The sequence below is a fragment of the Dyadobacter sp. Leaf189 genome (genome assembly GCF_001424405.1).
Classification (GTDB): domain Bacteria; phylum Bacteroidota; class Bacteroidia; order Cytophagales; family Spirosomataceae; genus Dyadobacter.
Genome location: NZ_LMPS01000004.1, coordinates 1096238 through 1116342, shown reverse-complemented (window position 1 = coordinate 1116342; position 20105 = coordinate 1096238). Strand labels below are relative to the sequence as shown.

The following is a 20105-nucleotide window of genomic DNA, read 5'->3' as shown; positions in this document are numbered from 1 at the left end:
TTTTCAGATTTCCGCAAGCTGTTTTTCTATCAGGTCAACTACCTCTGGCCGATCCCATTGAGAGGCGCCTATTTCCTGCGCCAGGATTTTTCCCTTGTAAATAATGTAAGTCCGCGGAATCGCATTGCCATCAAGTGCGGAGGGATATGCCCCTGTATATTGATAAAAAGGCAGCTGATATCCCTTTCTTTCAATAAATGGGTTAACAGTGGCCGCATCTTCGTCGGAGATAATGTAAAAAGCTACGTCTTTATGTGACTTGTATTTATCATAAAGCTTTTGAATACCTGGCATTTCCATATTGCAGGGTCCGCACCAGGTCGCCCAAACGTTGATGAAAACCAGCTTGTTTTCGTCCATCGCCACAGGCTTTCCTTCCAGGTCTGTCATAGAAGTGAGGTATACCGAGGATGATTCTCCTGCTTCCTGAACGGGTTCCTGATCAGTTGCGACCGGCGCATCGGCGGACTTGAAGAAGGCGAAGTATACGGCCGTGCCGGCAATGATGAACAATAGTGCTACAAGTATTTTCTTTCCCGCTGCTGTCATATCTAAATGGTTTGGTAAGTAGTAGGTTGTACCAATGGTACCGCCATAAAAGTAACCAATATCCCGGACTATGATTTACAATAATCCGACGCATTTCTTTTTTTGATGCTAAAACGGAATTTGAATACTTTTATAGAATAATTGCAAAATATCTGATTTGAGGAAAAGGTTTACATTCATGAAATTCTTAGTATCTGGCGTCGCATTTCTATTTGCGCTTACCCTGTCTTACCCCATTCTTGCCCAGCGTTCAGCCGCCGAATTCTTTGAAGAAGGAAACACAAAAGCCGGCACGGGCGATTTTAACGGCGCATTGCAGGCTTACTCTACTGTGATATCCATGAGTCCTGAGCACGCGCCAAGCTATTTCAACAGAGGGTTGGCCAAGGCAAATTTGAAAGACCACCGCGGCGCGATACTGGACTACGATAAAGCCATTGAACTCAGTCCGAAAGAGTCTTTGTACTACCAGAGCAGGGGAGTGAGCAAGAGTTTACAGGAAGATTACCGTGCCGCCATCGAGGATTATTCCAAAGCCATCGAGCTAAATCCGGAGGAGCCCAAAGCCTACTACAACCGCGGTGTTAGCTACGCCAAACTTAAAAATCACCGGAATGCATTGACGGATCTCGACCACGCGCTCGCATTGAACCCTGATGAGCTGGCTGCATTGTACGCCAGAGGCAATTGCAAGCAGGATTTACAGGAATACGCAGGAAGCCTCGCCGATTTTACACGTGTAATCGAATTGAGCCCTAAAAGAACGGGCGCTTATGCAGGCCGCGGGTTAGCGAAATTGGAACTCGGGGATTACCAGGGTGCCAGCGCCGATTTTACGCGGGCCATTGAATTAAGCCCAAATGACAGCGAGCTTTATGCAAACAGGGGTTTGGCGAAAAACAAATTAGAGGATTTCGGAGGCGCTATCATTGATTTTGATAAAACCATTCAACTCAACCCGGATCATTTTCAAGCTTATTATGGTCGGGGTTTTTCAAAGGGAAAACTGAATGATCACCGCGGCTCAATTGCAGATCTGACGAAGTCAATCGAGCTTAAAAATACGTATGTAGGTGATCCTAAAAAGATTGTCTATTCCGGGAAGATTAACCGGGAAAAGCTGGACGAACTTCGTGAACAAGTGAAGGAGAATGTCAAAATAGCGGCGCTCACCAATGAGCGTGCCGAAGCTTATTATATCAGAGGAGTTGTAAGAGCGAAAATTGGAGAAACAAAAGCTGCTATTCAGGATCTTACAACAGCAGTAGAGCTTAGTCCAACTTACTCGAATGCATATTTTTCCCGGGCAATGATCCGCTCTGCCAGCGGCGATCAAATGGGAGCTGTACTGGATTTTACAAGTTCCATCAAACTCCGCTCCGACTATCCGGAAGCATATTACCTGAGGGGAATTTTGAAAAACAGCCTGGGTGAAATCAACGATGGTTGTCTGGATCTCAGCAAAGCCGGAGAACTGGGCTATCAGCAGGCTTATAAAGTGATTTCTTCGTTTTGTAATTAGATAGTAAGGGAGGAGGGAAAAAAGTTTGTCACCCTGAGCGGAGTCGAAGGGCATCGTGCGCAATGCCCTTCGACTCCGCTCAGGGTGACAAGGTGTTGCCTACCGTTACCTCCTTCCTCCCTCGTCCCTTTCCTTCCTCCTCCTTCTTAAGCCTTCTTCATATTATCCGCTACTTTCTCCCAATTCACAACATCCCAGAATGCTTTGATGTAATCTGGTCTTTTGTTTTGGTAATGCAGATAGTAAGCGTGTTCCCAAACATCCAGTCCGAGAATTGGTGTACCTTTTAGTTCGGATACATCCATTAGCGGGTTATCCTGGTTTGGAGTAGATCCAACTGACAATTTTCCGCCTTTTGCAACCAGCCACGCCCAGCCAGAACCGAACCGAGTAGTAGCTGCTTTGCCGAACTCTTCTTTAAACTTTTCCAGAGAGCCGAATTGCGCATTAATTGCATCTGAAACTGCACCTGTTGGTCCATTACCTTTTTTCGGGCCCATTACTTCCCAGAAAAATGTATGGTTCCAATGACCGCCGCCATTGTTGCGGATTGCCGCTGGCGCTTTGCCCACAGACTTGATGATTTCTTCCAACGACTTCTTCTCAAACTCAGTCCCTTTCACTGCATCGTTCAGATTTTTCACGTAAGCTGCGTGGTGCTTTCCGTAATGGATTTCCATGGTCATTTTATCAATACTCGGTTCCAGAGCGGCAAAGTCGTAAGGAAGCGGGTTTTGTTTGAATGGCGCCGTTTCCGCCAGTATCATTCCCGAATCTCCGGCAAATGTGTGATTGGCCAATGCTCCGGCAGTAAGTGCTCCACCGGCAAGTGTCCGCAAAAAATCTGTTCTATTCATAACTATTCATTGAAATTGTTATTAATCAATCATAAGCCACCCGACTTATGATACTGCGTCCCAGCGTGATTTCATCGGCATATTCCAGGTCTCCGCCAATGGGTACTCCGCGGGCAATGGTACTTATTTTTACTCCTGTGGATTTAAGCCGCTTTTGTAAATAAAATGCAGTAGTATCGCCCTCCATGGTAGGACTCAATGCAAGAATAATCTCCTGAACCTGCGCAAAATCCTCCGGGTTCTCAACGCGCCCGATCAGTGAATCGATATGCAGATCGGAAGGGCCAATCCCCTCCAAAGGTGAAATGATGCCCCCAAGCACGTGATATAAACCTTTGTATTGATTAGTAGATTCAATGGCAAGTACATCCCGCGTATCCACTACCACACAAATCATGCTTTGATCACGCTTCTGGTTTGCGCAGATGTTGCAGTAAATGTCGTCGGCGATATTGTGGCATTTGGCGCAATAAGTGGTTTTGGTACGCATGTCAAGCAGGGCATTCGAGAGAGACCGGGTTTGTTCTTCTTCTCTTTTAAGCAAATGTAATGCCAGCCGCAGCGCGGTCTTTTTACCAATTCCGGGAAGTCGGGAGATTTCGTTTACTGCATCCTCAATCAGTCGCGAGGGATAATTCATGTGCGTAAGGTTAATGTATTTCGGCTGAAATACCTCTCCGGCAAATTTCGTTCCGCATGCCGGCGAGTTCCTCAAATGCTCCCTCTTTGACGGAACATTTTCCCTTATAATGTATAATGATCGTACATTGTTCAGCCTGCTCGCTCGAATGCCCGCACACCTCTATCAAAGTATCTATGACCCAGTCAAAAGTATTCACATCGTCATTATAAATAACCAGCTTTTTAATGTCGGTGTCAATCGTTTCTTCCAGAATTTCTACATCTGTTTCTGTCAGCGCTTGCATAACAACCAAATTTCTGTTTGATTAGCAAATCTAATTAAAAACGCAGATTATAAGAAGCATTAGGCTTTTAATCCGTCGCTCCATCAATCCCAAACAGCCCCTTTTTTAATGAATCCTTATATCTCGCTGGTCATATTGGTAGTCTATTTCGGGATGCTGATTACGGTCTCTATTTACACTTCCAGAGGGGCGGATACGAATACATTTTTTACTGCTAACCGCCAGTCTCCGTGGTACCTGGTGGCATTCGGCATGATCGGAACTTCACTTTCAGGGGTCACGTTTGTTTCAGTGCCAGGTGCGGTTGCCAACATCCAGTTTTCATATTTCCAGGTAGTGATCGGGTATATTCTGGGATACTTTGTAATTGGTACCGTGCTGATGCCACTTTATTACCGCCTCAACCTGATTTCCATTTACAGTTACCTAGAACAGCGTTTTGGTTTCTGGTCGTATAAAACTGGTTCCGGCTTCTTTTTGCTTTCGCGTACAATTGGCTCTGCCGTAAGGCTTTATGTGGCTGCGCAGGTTTTGCAGCTGGCCCTTTTCAAGCCGTTGGGTGTTCCATTTGAGGTGGCAGTCGCAATTACCATATTTCTGATCTGGATTTATACCTTTAAAGGGGGGGTGAAAACCATTATAGTAACAGATACTTTGCAGACTTTCTTTCTGATTACTGCGGTCGTTCTGACGATCGTTTTGGTGTCAAGAGAATTAAATCTGAACGGGATAGGGGATATCTGGAATGCGGTAGACCAGAGCAAATACTCGAAGATCTTGTACTGGGAAACCAATGATCCCAAGAACTTCTTCAAGCAATTCTTTGCCGGCGTATTTATTGCCATTGTAATGACCGGCCTTGATCAGGATCTAATGCAAAAGAACCTCACTTGTAAGAACATAGGCGAGGCGCAGAAGAACATGTTCTGGTTTACAGTCGTGCTTGTGATCGTCAACTTCCTGTTCCTGTCTCTTGGTGCATTGCTTTACGTATATGCAGAAGCGCAGGGTATCCCGGCAACAGCAAAGACAGACGATTTCTATCCGATGCTTGCGCTCAACCACCTTGGGTTACTGGTAGGTATCACGTTCTTGCTAGGCATTACTGCCGCCACTTACGCCAGTTCCGACTCTGCATTGACTGCGCTGACAACTGCATTTTGCATTGATTTCATGAACATCGAAAAGCGGCCAGAGGAAAAGCGCTCATCCATTAAATTCTGGGTGCACATCATGTTCTCTGTGATCTTCTACCTGGTTATTCTCATCTTCAATAGATTGAACAGCAAAGAAGTAATCACGGCCGTTTTTGATCTTGCAGGTTATACCTACGGACCATTACTCGGACTTTTCTCCTTCGGCGCATTTTTGAAAAGACCGGTTAAAGACCGCTGGGTTCCGCTGGTCTGCATTCTGGCGCCCATTCTGACTTACGTTATCAACGATCACTCAGCTGAGTGGTTTAACGGATATAAGTTCGGGTTTGAAAGATTGATTATAAACGGGCTGATTACCTTCATCGGTCTCTGGATACTTCATGATCCCAAACCCAAGCTCACCGACAACTACGCTTCTTTCAGGTAAGTCTGCTTACGCATGCAAAATAAAACCGCATATTGCTGTAACATTTTAAATGTTCGCTTTCAAGGTCGAATGTTCGGTTCTGAACAACTTCTTGCGGGCTGGTTTTGGAAATGGAAGACCAAGATTAATATTATAGCGGATTGAAAATCAGATACTTATAGATCAAATTTTGTATGTGGAATTTGTAAAAAGGCGAATGTGGCACGTCCTTTTTTATTTAGAGATCAACCATGCAAGTGCATGCGGTCAAACTCTAAATAGCTATTAGCCATGAAAATCTCAAACATTTCAAACCTGTTCTGCGCATTGGCGCTCACTTTGTCACTCGCTTCTTTCACAACTGACAAAAAGAAAAACACAGAAGACAAAGAAGCAAAAGCAGTAGCATTCGACGCAAGTCTTTACAAGATTTCGGATACCAACAAAGTCAGACTATCTGTCAATAAAGGTACCGACGACAAGGTAAAAGTGATTGTAAGGGATAAAGCAGGGAATGTGTATTACTCAGAAGTTTTCAATGACAAAGGTTCCAAATACCGCCGCGTATTCAACCTGGACGAAATGGGAGACGGAACTTACTACTTCGAAATGCACAACAAGAATAACAAATTGGTCAAAGAAGTTCAGATTGAAAGTACCAGCGAAAAGCTGATTTCATTACAATAGGTTTAGTAAGGTTCATCATAAACAAACAATCCCGGCCTTGGCCGGGATTGTTTGTTTATGATAGTTCTTTTTCCGGGTCCCAGAAGCAGGTTTTCCAGTTCTGAATCTTATTGTTCCTGACAATCACGCCCTCGCTTTCCAGCAATTCCTGCATGGTAGTGGGGGTTTCGAAAAGTGCCGCGGCGGTAAGCTCCCCCTGGCTGTTGACAACTCTGTGGGCAGGAATACCTTCACGTGTATAGCTGTTGCCCATTGCCCAGCCCACCATTCTCGCGCCACGATTGTTTCCCAGGTATTTGGCTATCGCGCCGTAAGAAGTTGCGCGGCCGGCTGGTATCTGCCGGACTACATCATATACGTCGTTGAAAAACGAATTATCTTTTTTCATTGGCTCTTGCCTCTTCACGCTCGCCTATCTCGTGAGTCAGCTGATCATACCATTGTGTACCATAAGCACGGATCAGCGGCTCTTTCAGGAATTTATAGACAGGTACGCCAAGCTGTTTGCCAAAGTCGCAAGCAGGGCTGCATATAGACCAGCGATCGTAGTTCAATGCGTGAAATTCATCGTATTTTGTAACACGAATAGGGTACAGATGGCAGGAAATCGGTTTTTTATAGCTGATCTTGCCGTCTAGGTAAGCTGCTTCAATACCGCATTTAAGAATGTTATTTTCATCATAAATGGCGTAAGCACATTCTTTCCCATCGATTATCGGAGTTACAAAGTCTCCATCCCAGTCTTTGGTTGAAGTTCCTTGTTCGGCAATGGCCTTTTTACCTGATTCAGTCAGGTAAGGTTCTACCATCGGATATATTTCGTCGAGAATGGCTACTTCCTCTTCGTCAAGCGGCGCACCTGAATCTCCTTCTACACAGCAAGCACCTTTACATTTGTCCAGGTTGCAGACAAATAGCTGGTCTTCGATATCGTCACTGATACAGGTATGGTCAATTAAAATCATGGGTTCTCTTCTACTGCTGAGGTATTTTAAGTTTTTGTCCCACCATAACGCTATTTCCTGAAATATTGTTTACTCTCTTAAGTTCTTCAATGGAAGTGCGATAGGTTTGTGCAATGCGGAAAAGTGTTTCACCGGCGGCAACAATGTGCGTCTGTACACCGCCACTGATTGCCTGGTTAACAGCTTCATTGTCCGAAGGATTGCCTGCATCGCGTCTTACACGCAGCCGCTGGCCCACTTTCAGGCGATCCGAATTGCTCAGGTTATTTATTTCAAAAAGATCCTTAATAGTCAGATTATAAGCTTTTGAAATGCTGTAATAGGTTTGTCCACCCTGAACAACGTGGAATTCGGCATTTGGATCAGCTGTCAGTCTGGTCTCTTGCTTGATTTCCTCGGGAGTCTTGAAAGTGGCAGCAGGCTCACTGCGTGTTACAGCAATTCTTTCAGGTGCCGTTTTCTCAGGAGTTGTTTTTTCAACTACAGGTGCAGCTGCATTTTCCTTGCCTGCTTTGCTAACGATCAACTTTTGACCCACAACCAGTCTGGCCTGAGCTCCTCTGTTATTAAGATCCAGAAGCTCGCGTAGCGAGAGATTGTATTTGCTCGCAATGCCAAAATAGGTATCGCCTGACACTACTGTATGCGTGGTAGCAGCGCTGGTACCAGCGTCTGTTGAAACTTCTTTTGCTGCATTCTCCTTTGCCGCGCGTTCTTCTGCCGCAGCTCTCTGACGCGCATATACAGAAGTGGAAGCTGTTGATCTCGTTTCATTTGGTGTAATTACCTTCGACGGACCATCTGCTTTTGCAATCGGGCGTTGCTCCTCCGTAGATTTAAATGACGTATCTGCATTGTCCTGTGTGATGATCACAACCCTGTCGTCAGATTCCTGCATTACAGGTTGCTTCGAAGCAGGATCTACGGCACCGGTTTTAGGTACCGAACTAGATGCTGTTACCGGAGGAGCTGTCACAGGTGCTGCGGCCGAAGCAGCAGGTGTAGCTGGTTCAGGAGACTTTGTCTCAGCAGGAGCGCCAGTTTCTGTTTTCTCAACCAATACTGGTGTATATTTCTTTCTGCCCGATGGTTTGTCAGGAATGGTATTGGCAGCAGTTACCGGTGTTTTTTCAGGTACAACAGCGATTACCGGATCTTTCGCAGCAGGAGGTGTGGTTTGAGGAGGCGCGATGATCTCGATTGGTTGTTTCTTCGGACGCTTTTTGTCCAGGAACAAAACCTGTCCTGTCTGAATCGGATAGTTCCGGCTGGTAGTGCGGTTATATTTTAAAAGGTTGACAAGGCGCACACCATATTGTTGCGATACACTATGCCAGGTATCGCCAGGCCGCGCGGTGTGGAATGGGGTAGAGGCTTTCTTATGCTTTCTTGATAAATAATATACTTGTCCTGGAACAAGCGGCATTTCTGCCAGCATATCATTGTATTTCATGAATTTAGGAGCTCTGAGCCCGCCCGCCTTGGCTAGTGTTTTAGGCTTTGCACCCGGTGTCGCTTCGATCCCTTTCAGGCCATTGATTTCGTACAATGCAGGACTTTGGGAGGGTGGGGAGGTTTTCCTTAGAACCGGGTAACCCGAATCTTCGTAAACAGAAGCTACGGTAGTTTGCTGTGGCGGCAACGACAATTTTTCCCGTACTTCTGCAACTTGCGCCACCGGTACAGGAATCGTTACGAGATATTCCCTGTCAGATGGAATCTCGTCGTCTACAAGCCAGCGGTTATAATTTTTCAGCTCTGCGGCCGGGATACCGAGCGAACTTGCAATCTGATCCAGCGACTTGCCTTTTCCAAGATCTGACTCGATTAGAACAAATGCATTCGGCGACTTGTACCTTTCTATACCCGCTTCCAACGCAATTTTATGTGCAAAAAATCGGAGCATGTACCGGTCTGTTTTGGCTGTAAGCGTCACTTCACGTGCATAAGCCCAGCTGGCAGGGACAATCTTTTTCACACCGCCTGCTCCCAGGTAATAAGAGTACAATGTAGTTACCCAGTTGTTGAACTGCTGGTTATTCTTCTTTAAATACCAGGCAGCGGCGTGCGTAGAAGAACTGATGTTCTTTCGCTCATCAACTTTATCATCAACCCGGAGGTTCAGCCCGCGCGCTGTTTCAGGTTTGAACTGCCAGTAACCCACTGCATTTGAGGTAGAGACCACATCAGGGCGAAACGAGCTTTCCTGTACCGCAAGGTATTTGAAATCAATGGGCACTTCCTCGTCCATCAAAATACCCTCTACAATGGGAAAATGAAGAATAGCTCTGTCCATTTTCTCTTCCCAGAACTTCTTATTTGACATCAGGCTTTTTACGTCCTCTTCGATCAGGTTTTGGGCGCCTCTGTCAAACTTCACCGTAATTCCTCCGAAAGACACACTTGCAGGTATCTCGGGAGTTTGCGATAAAGACTGACTAACTGTTACAAGCGACAAAATCCACGCAACTGCAAGGTACTTGATGTTTTTAATGAAAGTTCTGGCCATAAAATAGTGGTACTTGACTTACTGATTGTGTGCTTAATTTTTTTGAAGTATCATTAATCCGTCGCGGATTGGCAGCAGCACATTGGAAACGCGGCTATCCTCGTGAACCATACGGTTGAAATCCAGCAACGCTTTGGTGTCTTTGTCCAGCTTAATGCCTTCCTGAATGACTTTGCCACTCCAGAGTACATTATCGGCGATGATGAAACCGCCTTTTCTTACCTTTTCAAGACAAAGCTTAAAATAAGAAGAATAATTGATTTTGTCCGCATCGATGAAAACCAGGTCGAAGGTGTCTTCGAGATCCGGGATCAGATCGAGGGCATTGCCAATTTTATATTTGATGGAGGAGGAATACGAAGAGCGTTCAAAGAAACTGCGGGTAAAAGTTTCAAGCTCTTCGTTGATATCGATAGTAACTAATTGCCCGCCTGGATTCAATCCTTCGCAAAGGCACAATGCAGAGTAGCCGGTGTAAGTCCCGATTTCCAGGATCTTGTCAGGTCTTATCATCTTTGAAATCATTGACAAAAACCTGCCCTGTAAATGCCCGGAAAGCATACGTGGACTGAGAATGTTAGCGTGGGTCTCCCTGTTCAAAGACTTCAGCAACTCACTCTCATTTTCCGTGTGCTCTACGGAATACTCCTCTATTTCCTCTGCCAAAAACTTCATTTAAATAATCCGGACAAAAGAGCCGCCGGCTCAGCCGTTGGCTACAATGCGTTCAAGATAGGTTCCGTAGCCGCTTTTTACGAGAGGCTTGGCGATTTCACGTAACTGGTCTGCTGTAATAAAGCCCATTCTGTAAGCGATCTCCTCAATGCAGCCTACCTTTAAACCCTGGCGTTCTTCTATCACCTGTACAAACTGTCCGGCCTGCATCAGCGACTGGAAGGTACCAGTGTCGAGCCAGGCTGTTCCACGGTTGAGTACGCCTACTTTGAGTTTGCCGCGTTCCAGATATACCCGGTTAACGTCGGTAATTTCCAGTTCACCCCTTGGTGAAGGCGGGATTGTTTTCGCGATTTCAACAACGTCATTATCGTAAAAATACAACCCTGGAACTGCATAGTTTGACTTGGGTGTAGTCGGTTTCTCTTCTATCGAAAGAACATTGTTGGATTTGTCAAACTCTACAACTCCGTAACGCTCAGGATCATGTACCTGGTATGCGAAGATTACGCCACCCTCTGGATCGTTATTGGATTGTAAAAGCTGCGATAAGCCTGATCCGTAGAAAATGTTATCTCCCAGGATCAATGCTACTTTCTCATTTCCGATAAACTCTTCTCCGATGATAAATGCCTGTGCCAATCCGTCCGGGCTTGGCTGCACAGCATAACTGAACTGGCAACCCAGCCTGCTGCCGTCTCCCAGGAGCTTTTCAAAGTGAGGCAGGTCGTGAGGCGTAGAAATAATCAGTATCTCGCGAATGCCCGCCAGCATGAGAATAGACAGCGGATAGTAGATCATTGGTTTGTCGTAAACGGGCATAAGCTGCTTACTTACTGCCAATGTCAAAGGGTGCAACCTGGTTCCGGAGCCTCCGGCCAATATAATGCCTTTCATAAAGTGAGTTCTTTTTTGGGGTGAGCGACCTACTATCCGGAATTATCTTTCCGAATACATTCCGTCGTAGTATTTCTGGTATGTCCCGGAAGTAACGTTATTAAGCCACTCCTGATTGTTGAGGTACCAGTCTACTGTTTTTTCAAGACCTTCGGCAAATTGCAGGGATGGTTTCCAGCCCAGCTCATTAGAAAGCTTGGTTGCGTCGATCGCATAGCGCAGGTCGTGGCCGGCACGGTCAGTCACATAGGTGATCAGCTGTGCAGTTTCGCCTTCTTCGCGGCCAAGCTTTTTGTCCATAATGGAGCAAAGCAGCATTACCAGGTCAATGTTTTTCCATTCATTGTGCCCACCGATATTGTACGTTTCGCCATTTGCACCATCGTGGAAAATCACATCGATTGCTCTGGCGTGGTCTTCTACAAAAAGCCAGTCACGGATGTTTTCGCCTTTTCCATAAACCGGAAGCGGTTTTTTCTGGATGATATTGTGGATCATCAAAGGAATCAGCTTCTCAGGAAAGTGGTTTGGGCCGTAGTTGTTAGAGCAGTTGGAAATCACAACAGGTAACTTATAAGTGTTGTGATATGCTCTTACAAAGTGATCAGAAGATGCTTTGGAGGCCGAGTAGGGAGACCGGGGATCATATTTGGTTGTTTCCAGAAAGAAAGTACCCGGATCGTGCAGCTCACCATAAACTTCATCAGTTGAAACGTGGTAAAAACGGTGGTTTTGAAGATCTTCTTTCCACGCACTTTTTGCCGAGTTCAGCAGGTTTACGGTCCCGACCACATTCGTCATTACAAATGACATAGGATCTGAAATGGATCGGTCGACGTGACTTTCGGCTGCCAGGTGGACAACACCATAAAAGTTATGTTCGGTAAAAAGCTTCTCAATGAACGCAGCGTCCACGATATCGCCTTTTACAAATGTATAATTAGGTGCGTTTTCAACGTCGCGCAGGTTTTCAAGGTTACCTGCGTAAGTGAGTGCATCCAGGTTGAAAATGTGGTAATCAGGATGGGAAGTTACAAAGCGGCGCACTACATGTGAACCAATAAAACCGGCACCGCCGGTGATCAGAATTTTTTTCATTTATTGAGCTGATATTTTTAGTTGCCAATTCCATGCATCGCGCAAGGCGTCTGCTATGGATTTTTCAGCATTCCACTTCATTATATTATTGACTTTGTCCGACTGCGCGTAAATCTTCTCCACATCTCCCTCACGACGCGGCCCTATCGTATAATTTAATTTCACACCATTCACTTCTTCAAAAGTGTTGATCAGCTGTAAAACGGTGTAGCCTTCGCCGGTGCCTACATTGAATACATCGTAGTAGTTGGCTTCTTTTTCTTTCCCCAGCAGTTCCAGCGCTTTTACATGCGCTTTGGCAAGGTCAACCACATGAATGAAATCCCGGATACAAGTTCCGTCTGACGTGTCATAATCACTGCCAAATACAGTCAGAGATTTGCGGAGACCAGCTGCTGTTTGCGTAATGAAAGGAACAAGATTGCTCGGTACTCCATTTGGCAACTCGCCAATCAGCGCAGATTCGTGGGCACCGATCGGGTTAAAGTATCTGAGCGAAATGGCTTTGATGCCCGGCTTGGAATAGGTATGATCGCGGATGATGTCTTCACCGATCGCTTTTGTATTTCCGTAAGGTGAATTAGCGGGCTTTCGTGGTGTATTTTCGGTAACCGGTATCGCGTCAGGCTGCCCGTACACCGTACAAGAAGAGGAGAAAACAAAATTCGGGACATTGAACTCCTGCATGGCACGCAAAAGAACCAGAAGCGAGATAATGTTATTCTCGTAGTAGTTTAATGGCTTTTCAACCGACTCGCCTACCGCTTTGTAAGCTGCGAAGTGAATGACCCCGTCAAACTGCTCTTTGGCAAAGAGGTCGCGGATCTGGTCTGCATTGTTACAGTCGATTTCGTAGAATGGAAAATCCTTGCCTGTAATCTTTTTGATCCCCTCCAGAACACCCCTGTTTGAGTTATAAAGGTTGTCTACAATGACCGGTTCGAAACCTGCTCTATCCAACTCTACAACAGTGTGGGAACCTATAAATCCGGCTCCTCCGGTAACGAGAATTTTCATGCCCAAAATCTAATTTTAATGATTATCGCTGATGTAGCTGCTTGTAAAAAACGCCTTTAAGTATGCAATAAAACAGAATTCAGGGTATGATAACAACTTAAAGTGATTATCTGGGAGTGCTTTTTTTTCCCGGGCAAAAGTAGAAAATTTGGCTTCTATAAAAAAAAAATGTTTTTATTTATCCGTTGGTTGTTAAATGCAGATTTGAGGAAAATGAACCAGAGAGAAATAAAGGCACTGATATCCTTACTTGATGACGAAGATCATGAAGTGAGCCAGCATGTTGAGGGTAAAATCCTGTCACTGGGAGGAAGTGTGATCCCGTTTTTAGAAACAGAATGGGAAGAAAGCTTTAATCCCCACGTGCAAAGAAAAATAGAAGAACTGATCCACGAACTGCAGCTCAGCATTATGATCGAGCGGCTGCAAGCATGGAAAAACGGCGGCGGCCTGGATTTGCTGGAAGGAATGTGGATCATCGCAACCTACCATTATCCCGACCTCTCCATAGAAAAGCTGAAAACCACTATCGAGCAGCTTTATTACGATATCTGGATCCAGTTTCAGGAAGAAATGAATGCGGTAGACCAGATCAAACGCATTAACAGCCTGTTTTTCGGAGTGATGAACTTTGCGGCGAATACCAAGAACTTCCATTCGCCTTCCAACTCAATGGTCAATGTAGTACTGGAAAGCCGCCGCGGTAACCCTATTACTTTGTGTGTGATTTACCTGCTGGTCGCAAGAAAGCTGGGAATGCCGGTGTACGGGGTTAATCTTCCGAACCTTTTCGTGCTGACGTATAAGAGCGACCAGACCCAGTTCTATATCAATGTATTTAACCGCGGGATCATTTTTTCCAAAACGGATATCGATCATTATATCGCCCAGCTGAATATCAAATCAAAGGAGATCTTTTATCAGCCCTGCACCAATCTTGAAATTGTGCAGCGCGTGTTGCGAAACCTGATCTTGTCTTATGAAAAAACAAGCGAGCAGGATAAAATGCAGGAGATCGAAAAGATATTGAAGTCAACACTCGACGAGCCGGAAGATAACTGATCAGAGTGCGACGGCCAGGCAATGCCCGTCAAACCACCTGATGTGAATTCTGGACTTTACAATTTTGTCTTCGTCTGTCAGTTTTCCTTCTGTCAGTACCTGTCCAACGGAGAATGGCTGAATGCGGATCGCTTCTTTAAAACTGATCTTTTTCTTTCCATACATTTTATAAAGCGCCTCTTTCGCGCACCAGTAAATGCTGAGGCGCGAAATGTCGTTTTCTGCGTGGTCAAATTCTTCGGGAGAGAGGTACTTATTGGCAGTCCGCTGCAACTTTGCGTCACTTTTTTCCATATCAATGCCCACTGCGGCAAGCGGGTTAATTGCTACTGCCACAAATTCAAATGTATGTGTAATGGAGATATGGGATTCGTTGTCGATCAGAAAAGCTTTTCCGTGTTCGTCCTTGTGCAGACCTACATAGGCAATGCCAAACCTTTCCGCAAGGGTTTTGATGAGCATGCGGCTAGCCAGCCATTCCCTGATTTTCTGAGGGTGTGAAATGTTGTTTAACTCTTCGATATTGAAGCGGGTACCCAGATTTTCTCTTAACTCTGATTCAGTTTCCGTTAACTTCCACAGCAGCAGTGTACAGGTTTCTTCGATCATCTCGGAATGAACGAGCGGCATAGTTATTCTGTTTAAAACGGATTGAAGCTTTTTGGGGCTGTTGGCTTTTAGCTATTAGCAGTTAGCTTTTAGCTTTTGGGTGTTAGCTTTGAGTTGGCTCCATTAATTAATACCTAACGGCTAACAGCAAAGGCTAACTGCTAACCACCAAAAAACAATGAACATTCACAAAGTAGATACTTTTTCCGGTCATCGGGATAGTGTTTATACAATAATTTCAGATTCGACTTCCCACGGTTTCTATTCTGCCGGCGGCGATGGATTTGTCATTCAATGGGATCTGAATAAGCCAGACCTGGGCAACCTCGTTGCGCGCGCAGGCACCTCCGTTTATACGCTGGCCCTCCATCCTGAGGATCAAAAGCTCTGGATCGGTCAGAACTACGAGGGAATTCAGCTGCTGGACACCGTAAGTAATAAGATCGAAAAAACGTCAAAGATCACGGCGGCTGCCATTTTTGATATCAAGATCTGGGGCGAAAATGCATTGATTGCTACCGGTGACGGGGTGATCATTGTGGTGGATGTGCCGAGCTTTTCTGTTCGTAAGCACATCAAGGTTTCGGGTAAAAGTGTGCGGTCGATTGCAGTTAATTCGCTTACCAATGAATTCGCAACCGGCGACAGCGAATGCAATGTACATATCTTTGATCTGGACGGTTTTGTTTTAAAAAAGACAATCCAATCACATTCAAACTCCGTTTTCTCCGTTAAGTATTCACCGGACTGTCAATATCTTTTCACAACCGGGCGCGATGCGCACCTGAAAATCTGGGATGTAAATGATGCTTATGGTACAGTGGCCGACATTCCTGCGCACATGTACGCCATCAACGACATTGCATTCAGTCCCGACCAGCAATTATTTGCTACCTGCAGTATGGACAAATCAATTAAAGTCTGGGATACTGCAACTTTCAAATTAAAGAAAATCATCGATCGTGCACGCCACGCCGGGCATGGAACTTCGGTGAATAAACTCCTCTGGACAACGTGTGAAAACCAGCTGATATCATGCAGCGACGACCGGATGATATCGGTCTGGAAAGTGGCCGAATAGCATACTTATAATATGGTATTATTGGCAAATACTTTGAAAAATGACGCATATATCTTTAACTTACACGACTGATTTTATCTAGTAACAAAGCTTTGAACGCATCATGAAAATATCCGCGATAGAGATACGCAAGCATACTTTTGAAAAGATTTTCAGAGGTTACGACCCGGACGAAGTAGATGCTTTCCTGAATTCACTGTCACAGGAATGGGAGCGATTTTCGAGCGAAAACAGCTTGTTGAAAATGCAGCTCGAATATGCGGAAAAGGAGCTTAGCAAGTTAAAAGACATAGAATCAACGCTATTTCGCACACTGAAAGCGGCGGAAGATACCAGTAAGCTGATTGAGAAGGAAGCACATGAGCTTGCTGAGAAAAGGATTGAAGAATCGAAGTCAACAGCCAGTGATCTGGTGTCGGAAGCAGAATCCAGGACGAGCCAGATTATACGGGAAACCGAAGATCGTTTGAAGCAATTCAAAGAGGATTTTGCAACTGAAATCAAACGGCAGGAACGTGACTTCAAAGCGATTGAAAATTTCAGGGACAACCTCATTGTTCAGCTTACTTCGCTGGCCAATAATACCATAGATACTGTTGAACGTTTTGAGCAGAAATATGATAAGGAATCTGTTCTGAACAAGATGGAGGAAATCAAGCAGCACGTTGCTGAAATCGATATTCCAAAGAAACCAACTTATCAGATTCCTGCCATGGAAGTTGCCAGGGAAGAGGAGCCGGAGGAGCATCAGGCGGAGGTATCTGTGATTTTGCAGGACGATAAACCGGAAGTTGTTTTTGAGATCGCAAAAGAAGAGGAAGAGCCAGAAATCGTTGAAGTTGAACCGGAAGAAGAAGAATTGTTGCCCGAAGCGGCCTTTGAACAGGAGGAGCTGAATGCGATCGAGGAACCTGAGCCCGTAGCAGTCACAGAGCCGGAACCAGAACCGGTTGAGGAGGAAGTGGTTTACAACAGGCCACGGGAAACAGTAAGAAGCGCTGCCGATGAGGCAAATGAAGCATTGGCTGAAATGCACAGATCAGCTGAAAAAGCGCGCGATTCATCACCGGCGATCAACAGGCCGCGTGAAACTACCCAACCCAAGAAAACGGGCGGCGGAGGTTCATTCTTTGACCAAATCTAATTGACATTGGGAACTATCAGCCTTGAAGGACTTGAATTTTTTGCCTATCACGGATATTATCCCGAAGAGCAAAGGATAGGCAACAAATACGCGCTCGACATAACAATCACAACTGATTTTTTTAAAGCCGCGCAAGCCGATAAACTCAGTGAAACAGTCAATTACGAAACGATTTATCAGATCGCGTCCAAAGTAATGCAGGAGCCTGCAAAACTACTGGAACACATCGGCTTCAATGTAATTGAGAAGATCAGAGAACATTACCCGCTTGTAGCAAATATCAAAGTGCGGGTCTCCAAGTTCAACCCGCCGGTAGGAGGGGTTTGTACGCGGGCTACTATAACGATGGAAGGATAATAAGAGAGGCAGCCTTAGGGCTGCCTCTCTTATTATCCTTTGTCACCAAAGCAACGTCAATACTCGTGAGGAAGCGGAACGTTGATCCGCTCGTTCCATGGCAAACCGTGCTGGTTAAGCAAGTCCATGAACGGATCAGGGTTCAATTCTTCTACATTGTATACACCCGGCTTCATCCATTCTTCATTCGTCAGCATCAGCATGGCGCCGATCATTGCCGGAACTCCCGTGGTATAGCTTACAGCCTGTGCGCGTACTTCGCGGTAGCATTCAGCATGGTCGCAGTTGTTCCAAACGTAGTAAGTCTTTTCTTCTCCATCTTCAATACCCTTGATCTGGCAACCAATGGAAGTTTGTCCGGAGTAATTTTCGCCCAAAGAATCAGGTGCAGGTAGTACTGCTTTCAAGAATTCGAGCGGCACGATATCCATTCCCTGAAATTTGATAGGCTTAATGCTGGTCATACCTACATTTTCAAGCACATTCAAATGCGTAATGTAAGCTTGTCCGAAAGTCATCCAGAAACGCGCCCGTTTTAGGGTAGGGAAGTTTTTCACCAAAGATTCAAGCTCTTCGTGGTAAAGCACATAGCTTTCCTTTGGACCAATACCCGGATATTCAATCGGTTTGTGAATGGACATTGCAGGGATTTCAATCCACTCGCCATTCTCCCAGTACCTTCCTGGCTGCGTGATTTCACGGATATTGATTTCCGGATTGAAGTTAGTCGCAAATGCTTTTCCATGATCTCCTGCATTACAGTCAATAACATCCAGGTAATGCATTTCATCGAAATGGTGCTTGTTGGCATAAGCCGTGAAAACCTGCGTAACGCCCGGGTCGAAGCCGCAGCCCAGAACCGCCATTAAACCAGCTTCTTTAAACCGCTCCTGGTAAGCCCATTGCCAGCTGTATTCAAACTTGGCAACATCTTTCGGCTCGTAATTTGCGGTATCCAGGTAATGTACGCCGGTTGCCAGACAGGCTTCCATAATCGTCAGATCCTGGTAAGGCAATGCTACATTGATCAGTAGCTTAGGTTGAAAACGCTTGATCAAAAGCACTGTTTCGGCTACTATATCTGCATCAACCTGCGCAGTCTGGATAGTAACTCCGTGCATTTCCTGGATTTCAGCGGCAATTTTATCGCATTTGGCTTTGGTGCGGCTGGCCAGCATGATCTCGGTAAAAACATTGCTGTTCATTGCACATTTATGCGCAACAACACTACCAACACCACCCGCGCCAATAATTAGGACTTTCGACATTTTTATATTTTTAAACTTGTCAGGAGACCGGACAAGTTGGTTCATATTTTCGGCAAAGATAAAATGGCGGGCTTATTTTTCAACTTAATTTGCATTCACCAGCTTCATTACCTTTCCATCGCTGTAATTGAGGAAATAAACCTCCCCATTCACATCCTGCCCGAAAGAAGAAATTGACCCCTGGTTTTCCAGGATCAGCGTATTTTCCTTTTTTGCATTACCGTCCATTTCCAGCGCCCAGATCCGTCCGCTCACATAATCGCCGTAAATGTATTTGCCAATCAATGAGGGTACCGCTTTACCACGATACACATAGCCGCCTGTGATGGATTTATCGCCATTGCTCTGGCTGTAATCGTGAATAGGCTCAACCAAACCTTCCCGGCCGCAGTTTGAGGCTGGATTGTAGCAATCAACGCCCTCTTTCAATCGCCAGCCATAATTACCGCCTTTGGTAATAATATCAATTTCTTCTCGCTCATTCTGGCCCACATCTCCTGCAAACAGCCTGTTGTTTTCCATATCGAAACTGATCCGCCAGGGATTTCTGAGACCGTACGCATAAATCTCCGGCAGGTTTCCTTCGGTGTTCGTCGCGAATGGATTATCGGCTGGGATACCATAATTGCCTTTCGTAGTTCCATTCACATCCACACGCAGGATTTTACCCAAATGACTTTTCAGGTTCTGCGCATTGTTCTCAGGATCGCCGCCGCTACCCCCGTCACCGGTCGCGATATACAGCAATCCATCTTTCCCGAAATGCATTGAGCCTCCGTTGTGGTTACTGTAAGGTTGGTTGAATGTGAACAGTACCACCTCACTTGCAGGATCAGCCTGGTTAGTTGCCGGGTTCGCTTTGTAGCGCGCGATCGTAGTTTTTAATGGATTTCCATTGGTATAATTGACAAAAAGGAACCCGTTTGTCTTATAGTCCGGGTGGAAAGCAAGACCCAGCAAACCGCGTTCGCCGCCAGAGGTTACTTTATTTTTAATGTCAAGAAAAGCACTGCTGCTGGCTACGGAAGCTGTACTTGCGAAAGTTCTGATCGTTCCTTCCTGCTCGATCACGTAAAAGCGGCTGCTGTCGCCCGGCGCCTGGGCGAGCTCAACGGGTAAGTTGAATTTCAATGCGGGGAATGCGTCAGCAGAAGTGATCCCGCCCTTCGGGATCTCTGGTACCTCCTCCTTATCAGGGTCTTTGGAAGAACACGCGAGCAGTAAAGTGGCAATTAAGAAAGCGTGAGTCAGATGAGGTTTCATATTCAGGACGTTGAAGTTTGTTAGTTCAACGTCCTGTAAATGCTTTTTGTTTTTAA

At 45.6% G+C, this 20105-nt stretch carries 21 protein-coding genes; 7 read left to right on the top strand and 14 right to left on the bottom strand.

Annotated features, from left to right (window positions below; all coding sequences use genetic code 11):
• Positions 1-3 precede the first annotated feature (3 nt).
• Positions 4-549: a TlpA disulfide reductase family protein gene (locus ASG33_RS13995; RefSeq protein ID WP_056286031.1), complete on the bottom strand. Its 546-nt coding sequence runs from the start codon at positions 547-549 to the stop codon at positions 4-6.
• A 178-nt stretch (positions 550-727) separates the two neighbouring features.
• Between ASG33_RS13995 and ASG33_RS13990 the strand changes: the two genes are divergently transcribed.
• Positions 728-2071: a tetratricopeptide repeat protein gene (locus ASG33_RS13990; RefSeq protein ID WP_056286028.1), complete on the top strand. Its 1344-nt coding sequence runs from the start codon at positions 728-730 to the stop codon at positions 2069-2071.
• 146 nt (positions 2072-2217) lie between these two features.
• Here ASG33_RS13990 and ASG33_RS13985 read toward each other — a convergent pair whose 3' ends face one another.
• The 3 genes from ASG33_RS13985 to ASG33_RS13975 are packed head-to-tail and all read right to left on the bottom strand — an operon-like array spanning position 2218 to position 3854.
• Complete coding sequence (locus ASG33_RS13985; RefSeq protein WP_056286026.1) at positions 2218-2928, bottom strand: superoxide dismutase; 711 nt, start codon at positions 2926-2928, stop codon at positions 2218-2220.
• Positions 2929-2953: 25 nt separating this feature from the next.
• Positions 2954-3568: a recombination mediator RecR gene (gene recR, locus ASG33_RS13980; protein WP_056286023.1), complete on the bottom strand. Its 615-nt coding sequence runs from the start codon at positions 3566-3568 to the stop codon at positions 2954-2956.
• 10 nt (positions 3569-3578) lie between these two features.
• A complete protein-coding gene (locus ASG33_RS13975; protein ID WP_056286020.1) occupies positions 3579-3854 on the bottom strand; it encodes an ATP-dependent Clp protease adaptor ClpS in 276 nt (91 codons plus the stop codon).
• Between the two features lie 108 nt (positions 3855-3962).
• Here ASG33_RS13975 and ASG33_RS13970 point away from each other — a divergent pair, with 108 nt between their 5' ends.
• Positions 3963-5438: a sodium:solute symporter gene (locus ASG33_RS13970; RefSeq protein WP_056286016.1), complete on the top strand. Its 1476-nt coding sequence runs from the start codon at positions 3963-3965 to the stop codon at positions 5436-5438.
• 270 nt (positions 5439-5708) lie between these two features.
• A complete protein-coding gene (locus tag ASG33_RS13965; RefSeq protein ID WP_056286013.1) occupies positions 5709-6104 on the top strand; it encodes a hypothetical protein in 396 nt (131 codons plus the stop codon).
• A gap of 55 nt (positions 6105-6159) precedes the next feature.
• On the opposite strand, the gene ASG33_RS13960 is transcribed toward ASG33_RS13965, so the two are convergent.
• From ASG33_RS13960 to galE, 7 genes are read right to left on the bottom strand one after another with little or no spacing between them, the layout of a single operon-like run.
• On the bottom strand, positions 6160-6492 hold the full coding sequence (locus ASG33_RS13960; RefSeq protein ID WP_056286008.1) for an MGMT family protein: 333 nt from the start codon (positions 6490-6492) through the stop codon (positions 6160-6162).
• Positions 6479-7069, bottom strand: coding sequence for a DUF3109 family protein (locus ASG33_RS13955; protein WP_056286005.1), 591 nt, complete (start codon positions 7067-7069; stop codon positions 6479-6481). The genes ASG33_RS13960 and ASG33_RS13955 overlap by 14 nt, the downstream gene beginning before the upstream one ends.
• Before the next feature lie 10 nt (positions 7070-7079).
• Positions 7080-9578, bottom strand: coding sequence for a LysM peptidoglycan-binding domain-containing protein (locus ASG33_RS13950; RefSeq protein ID WP_056286002.1), 2499 nt, complete (start codon positions 9576-9578; stop codon positions 7080-7082).
• Between the two features lie 33 nt (positions 9579-9611).
• Positions 9612-10253: an O-methyltransferase gene (locus tag ASG33_RS13945; RefSeq protein ID WP_056285999.1), complete on the bottom strand. Its 642-nt coding sequence runs from the start codon at positions 10251-10253 to the stop codon at positions 9612-9614.
• A 30-nt stretch (positions 10254-10283) separates the two neighbouring features.
• Positions 10284-11150 (bottom strand): glucose-1-phosphate thymidylyltransferase RfbA, encoded by an 867-nt coding sequence (gene rfbA / locus ASG33_RS13940; RefSeq protein WP_056285996.1) that lies wholly within the window; start codon positions 11148-11150, stop codon positions 10284-10286.
• Positions 11151-11192: 42 nt separating this feature from the next.
• Positions 11193-12248 (bottom strand): dTDP-glucose 4,6-dehydratase, encoded by a 1056-nt coding sequence (gene rfbB / locus ASG33_RS13935; protein ID WP_056285993.1) that lies wholly within the window; start codon positions 12246-12248, stop codon positions 11193-11195.
• Positions 12249-13265 (bottom strand): UDP-glucose 4-epimerase GalE, encoded by a 1017-nt coding sequence (galE, locus tag ASG33_RS13930; RefSeq protein WP_056285990.1) that lies wholly within the window; start codon positions 13263-13265, stop codon positions 12249-12251.
• A 213-nt stretch (positions 13266-13478) separates the two neighbouring features.
• Here galE and ASG33_RS13925 point away from each other — a divergent pair, with 213 nt between their 5' ends.
• Positions 13479-14327 (top strand): transglutaminase-like domain-containing protein, encoded by an 849-nt coding sequence (locus ASG33_RS13925; RefSeq protein ID WP_056286590.1) that lies wholly within the window; start codon positions 13479-13481, stop codon positions 14325-14327.
• Here ASG33_RS13925 and ASG33_RS13920 read toward each other — a convergent pair whose 3' ends face one another.
• Positions 14328-14957: a 4'-phosphopantetheinyl transferase superfamily protein gene (locus ASG33_RS13920; protein WP_056285986.1), complete on the bottom strand. Its 630-nt coding sequence runs from the start codon at positions 14955-14957 to the stop codon at positions 14328-14330.
• A gap of 157 nt (positions 14958-15114) precedes the next feature.
• Here ASG33_RS13920 and ASG33_RS13915 point away from each other — a divergent pair, with 157 nt between their 5' ends.
• The 3 genes from ASG33_RS13915 (at position 15115) to folB (ending at position 17518) form a co-directional block, all read left to right on the top strand.
• On the top strand, positions 15115-16017 hold the full coding sequence (locus tag ASG33_RS13915; RefSeq protein ID WP_056285983.1) for a WD40 repeat domain-containing protein: 903 nt from the start codon (positions 15115-15117) through the stop codon (positions 16015-16017).
• Between the two features lie 103 nt (positions 16018-16120).
• On the top strand, positions 16121-17161 hold the full coding sequence (locus ASG33_RS13910) for a DivIVA domain-containing protein (protein WP_056285979.1): 1041 nt from the start codon (positions 16121-16123) through the stop codon (positions 17159-17161).
• A gap of 6 nt (positions 17162-17167) precedes the next feature.
• On the top strand, positions 17168-17518 hold the full coding sequence (folB, locus tag ASG33_RS13905) for a dihydroneopterin aldolase (protein WP_056286586.1): 351 nt from the start codon (positions 17168-17170) through the stop codon (positions 17516-17518).
• A gap of 56 nt (positions 17519-17574) precedes the next feature.
• On the opposite strand, the gene ASG33_RS13900 is transcribed toward folB, so the two are convergent.
• The gene (locus ASG33_RS13900; protein ID WP_082489209.1) at positions 17575-18831 is read right to left on the bottom strand and encodes a saccharopine dehydrogenase family protein; all 1257 of its coding nucleotides are present in this window, start codon (positions 18829-18831) and stop codon (positions 17575-17577) included.
• 39 nt (positions 18832-18870) lie between these two features.
• Complete coding sequence (locus ASG33_RS13895) at positions 18871-20049, bottom strand: sorbosone dehydrogenase family protein (protein ID WP_056285975.1); 1179 nt, start codon at positions 20047-20049, stop codon at positions 18871-18873.
• Positions 20050-20105 lie beyond the last annotated feature (56 nt).

Excerpts from the sequence above, each read along its gene's own strand:
- ASG33_RS13995 (WP_056286031.1), bottom strand. The coding sequence starts at position 549 with ATGACAGCAGCGGGAAAGAAAATACTTGTAGCACTATTGTTCATCATT.
- ASG33_RS13990 (WP_056286028.1), top strand. The coding sequence starts at position 728 with ATGAAATTCTTAGTATCTGGCGTCGCATTTCTATTTGCGCTTACCCTG.
- ASG33_RS13985 (WP_056286026.1), bottom strand. The coding sequence starts at position 2,928 with ATGAATAGAACAGATTTTTTGCGGACACTTGCCGGTGGAGCACTTACT.
- recR (WP_056286023.1), bottom strand. The coding sequence starts at position 3,568 with ATGAATTATCCCTCGCGACTGATTGAGGATGCAGTAAACGAAATCTCC.
- ASG33_RS13975 (WP_056286020.1), bottom strand. The coding sequence starts at position 3,854 with ATGCAAGCGCTGACAGAAACAGATGTAGAAATTCTGGAAGAAACGATT.
- ASG33_RS13970 (WP_056286016.1), top strand. The coding sequence starts at position 3,963 with ATGAATCCTTATATCTCGCTGGTCATATTGGTAGTCTATTTCGGGATG.
- ASG33_RS13965 (WP_056286013.1), top strand. The coding sequence starts at position 5,709 with ATGAAAATCTCAAACATTTCAAACCTGTTCTGCGCATTGGCGCTCACT.
- ASG33_RS13960 (WP_056286008.1), bottom strand. The coding sequence starts at position 6,492 with ATGAAAAAAGATAATTCGTTTTTCAACGACGTATATGATGTAGTCCGG.
- ASG33_RS13955 (WP_056286005.1), bottom strand. The coding sequence starts at position 7,069 with ATGATTTTAATTGACCATACCTGTATCAGTGACGATATCGAAGACCAG.
- ASG33_RS13950 (WP_056286002.1), bottom strand. The coding sequence starts at position 9,578 with ATGGCCAGAACTTTCATTAAAAACATCAAGTACCTTGCAGTTGCGTGG.
- ASG33_RS13945 (WP_056285999.1), bottom strand. The coding sequence starts at position 10,253 with ATGAAGTTTTTGGCAGAGGAAATAGAGGAGTATTCCGTAGAGCACACG.
- rfbA (WP_056285996.1), bottom strand. The coding sequence starts at position 11,150 with ATGAAAGGCATTATATTGGCCGGAGGCTCCGGAACCAGGTTGCACCCT.
- rfbB (WP_056285993.1), bottom strand. The coding sequence starts at position 12,248 with ATGAAAAAAATTCTGATCACCGGCGGTGCCGGTTTTATTGGTTCACAT.
- galE (WP_056285990.1), bottom strand. The coding sequence starts at position 13,265 with ATGAAAATTCTCGTTACCGGAGGAGCCGGATTTATAGGTTCCCACACT.
- ASG33_RS13925 (WP_056286590.1), top strand. The coding sequence starts at position 13,479 with ATGAACCAGAGAGAAATAAAGGCACTGATATCCTTACTTGATGACGAA.
- ASG33_RS13920 (WP_056285986.1), bottom strand. The coding sequence starts at position 14,957 with ATGCCGCTCGTTCATTCCGAGATGATCGAAGAAACCTGTACACTGCTG.
- ASG33_RS13915 (WP_056285983.1), top strand. The coding sequence starts at position 15,115 with ATGAACATTCACAAAGTAGATACTTTTTCCGGTCATCGGGATAGTGTT.
- ASG33_RS13910 (WP_056285979.1), top strand. The coding sequence starts at position 16,121 with ATGAAAATATCCGCGATAGAGATACGCAAGCATACTTTTGAAAAGATT.
- ASG33_RS13900 (WP_082489209.1), bottom strand. The coding sequence starts at position 18,831 with ATGAACCAACTTGTCCGGTCTCCTGACAAGTTTAAAAATATAAAAATG.
- ASG33_RS13895 (WP_056285975.1), bottom strand. The coding sequence starts at position 20,049 with ATGAAACCTCATCTGACTCACGCTTTCTTAATTGCCACTTTACTGCTC.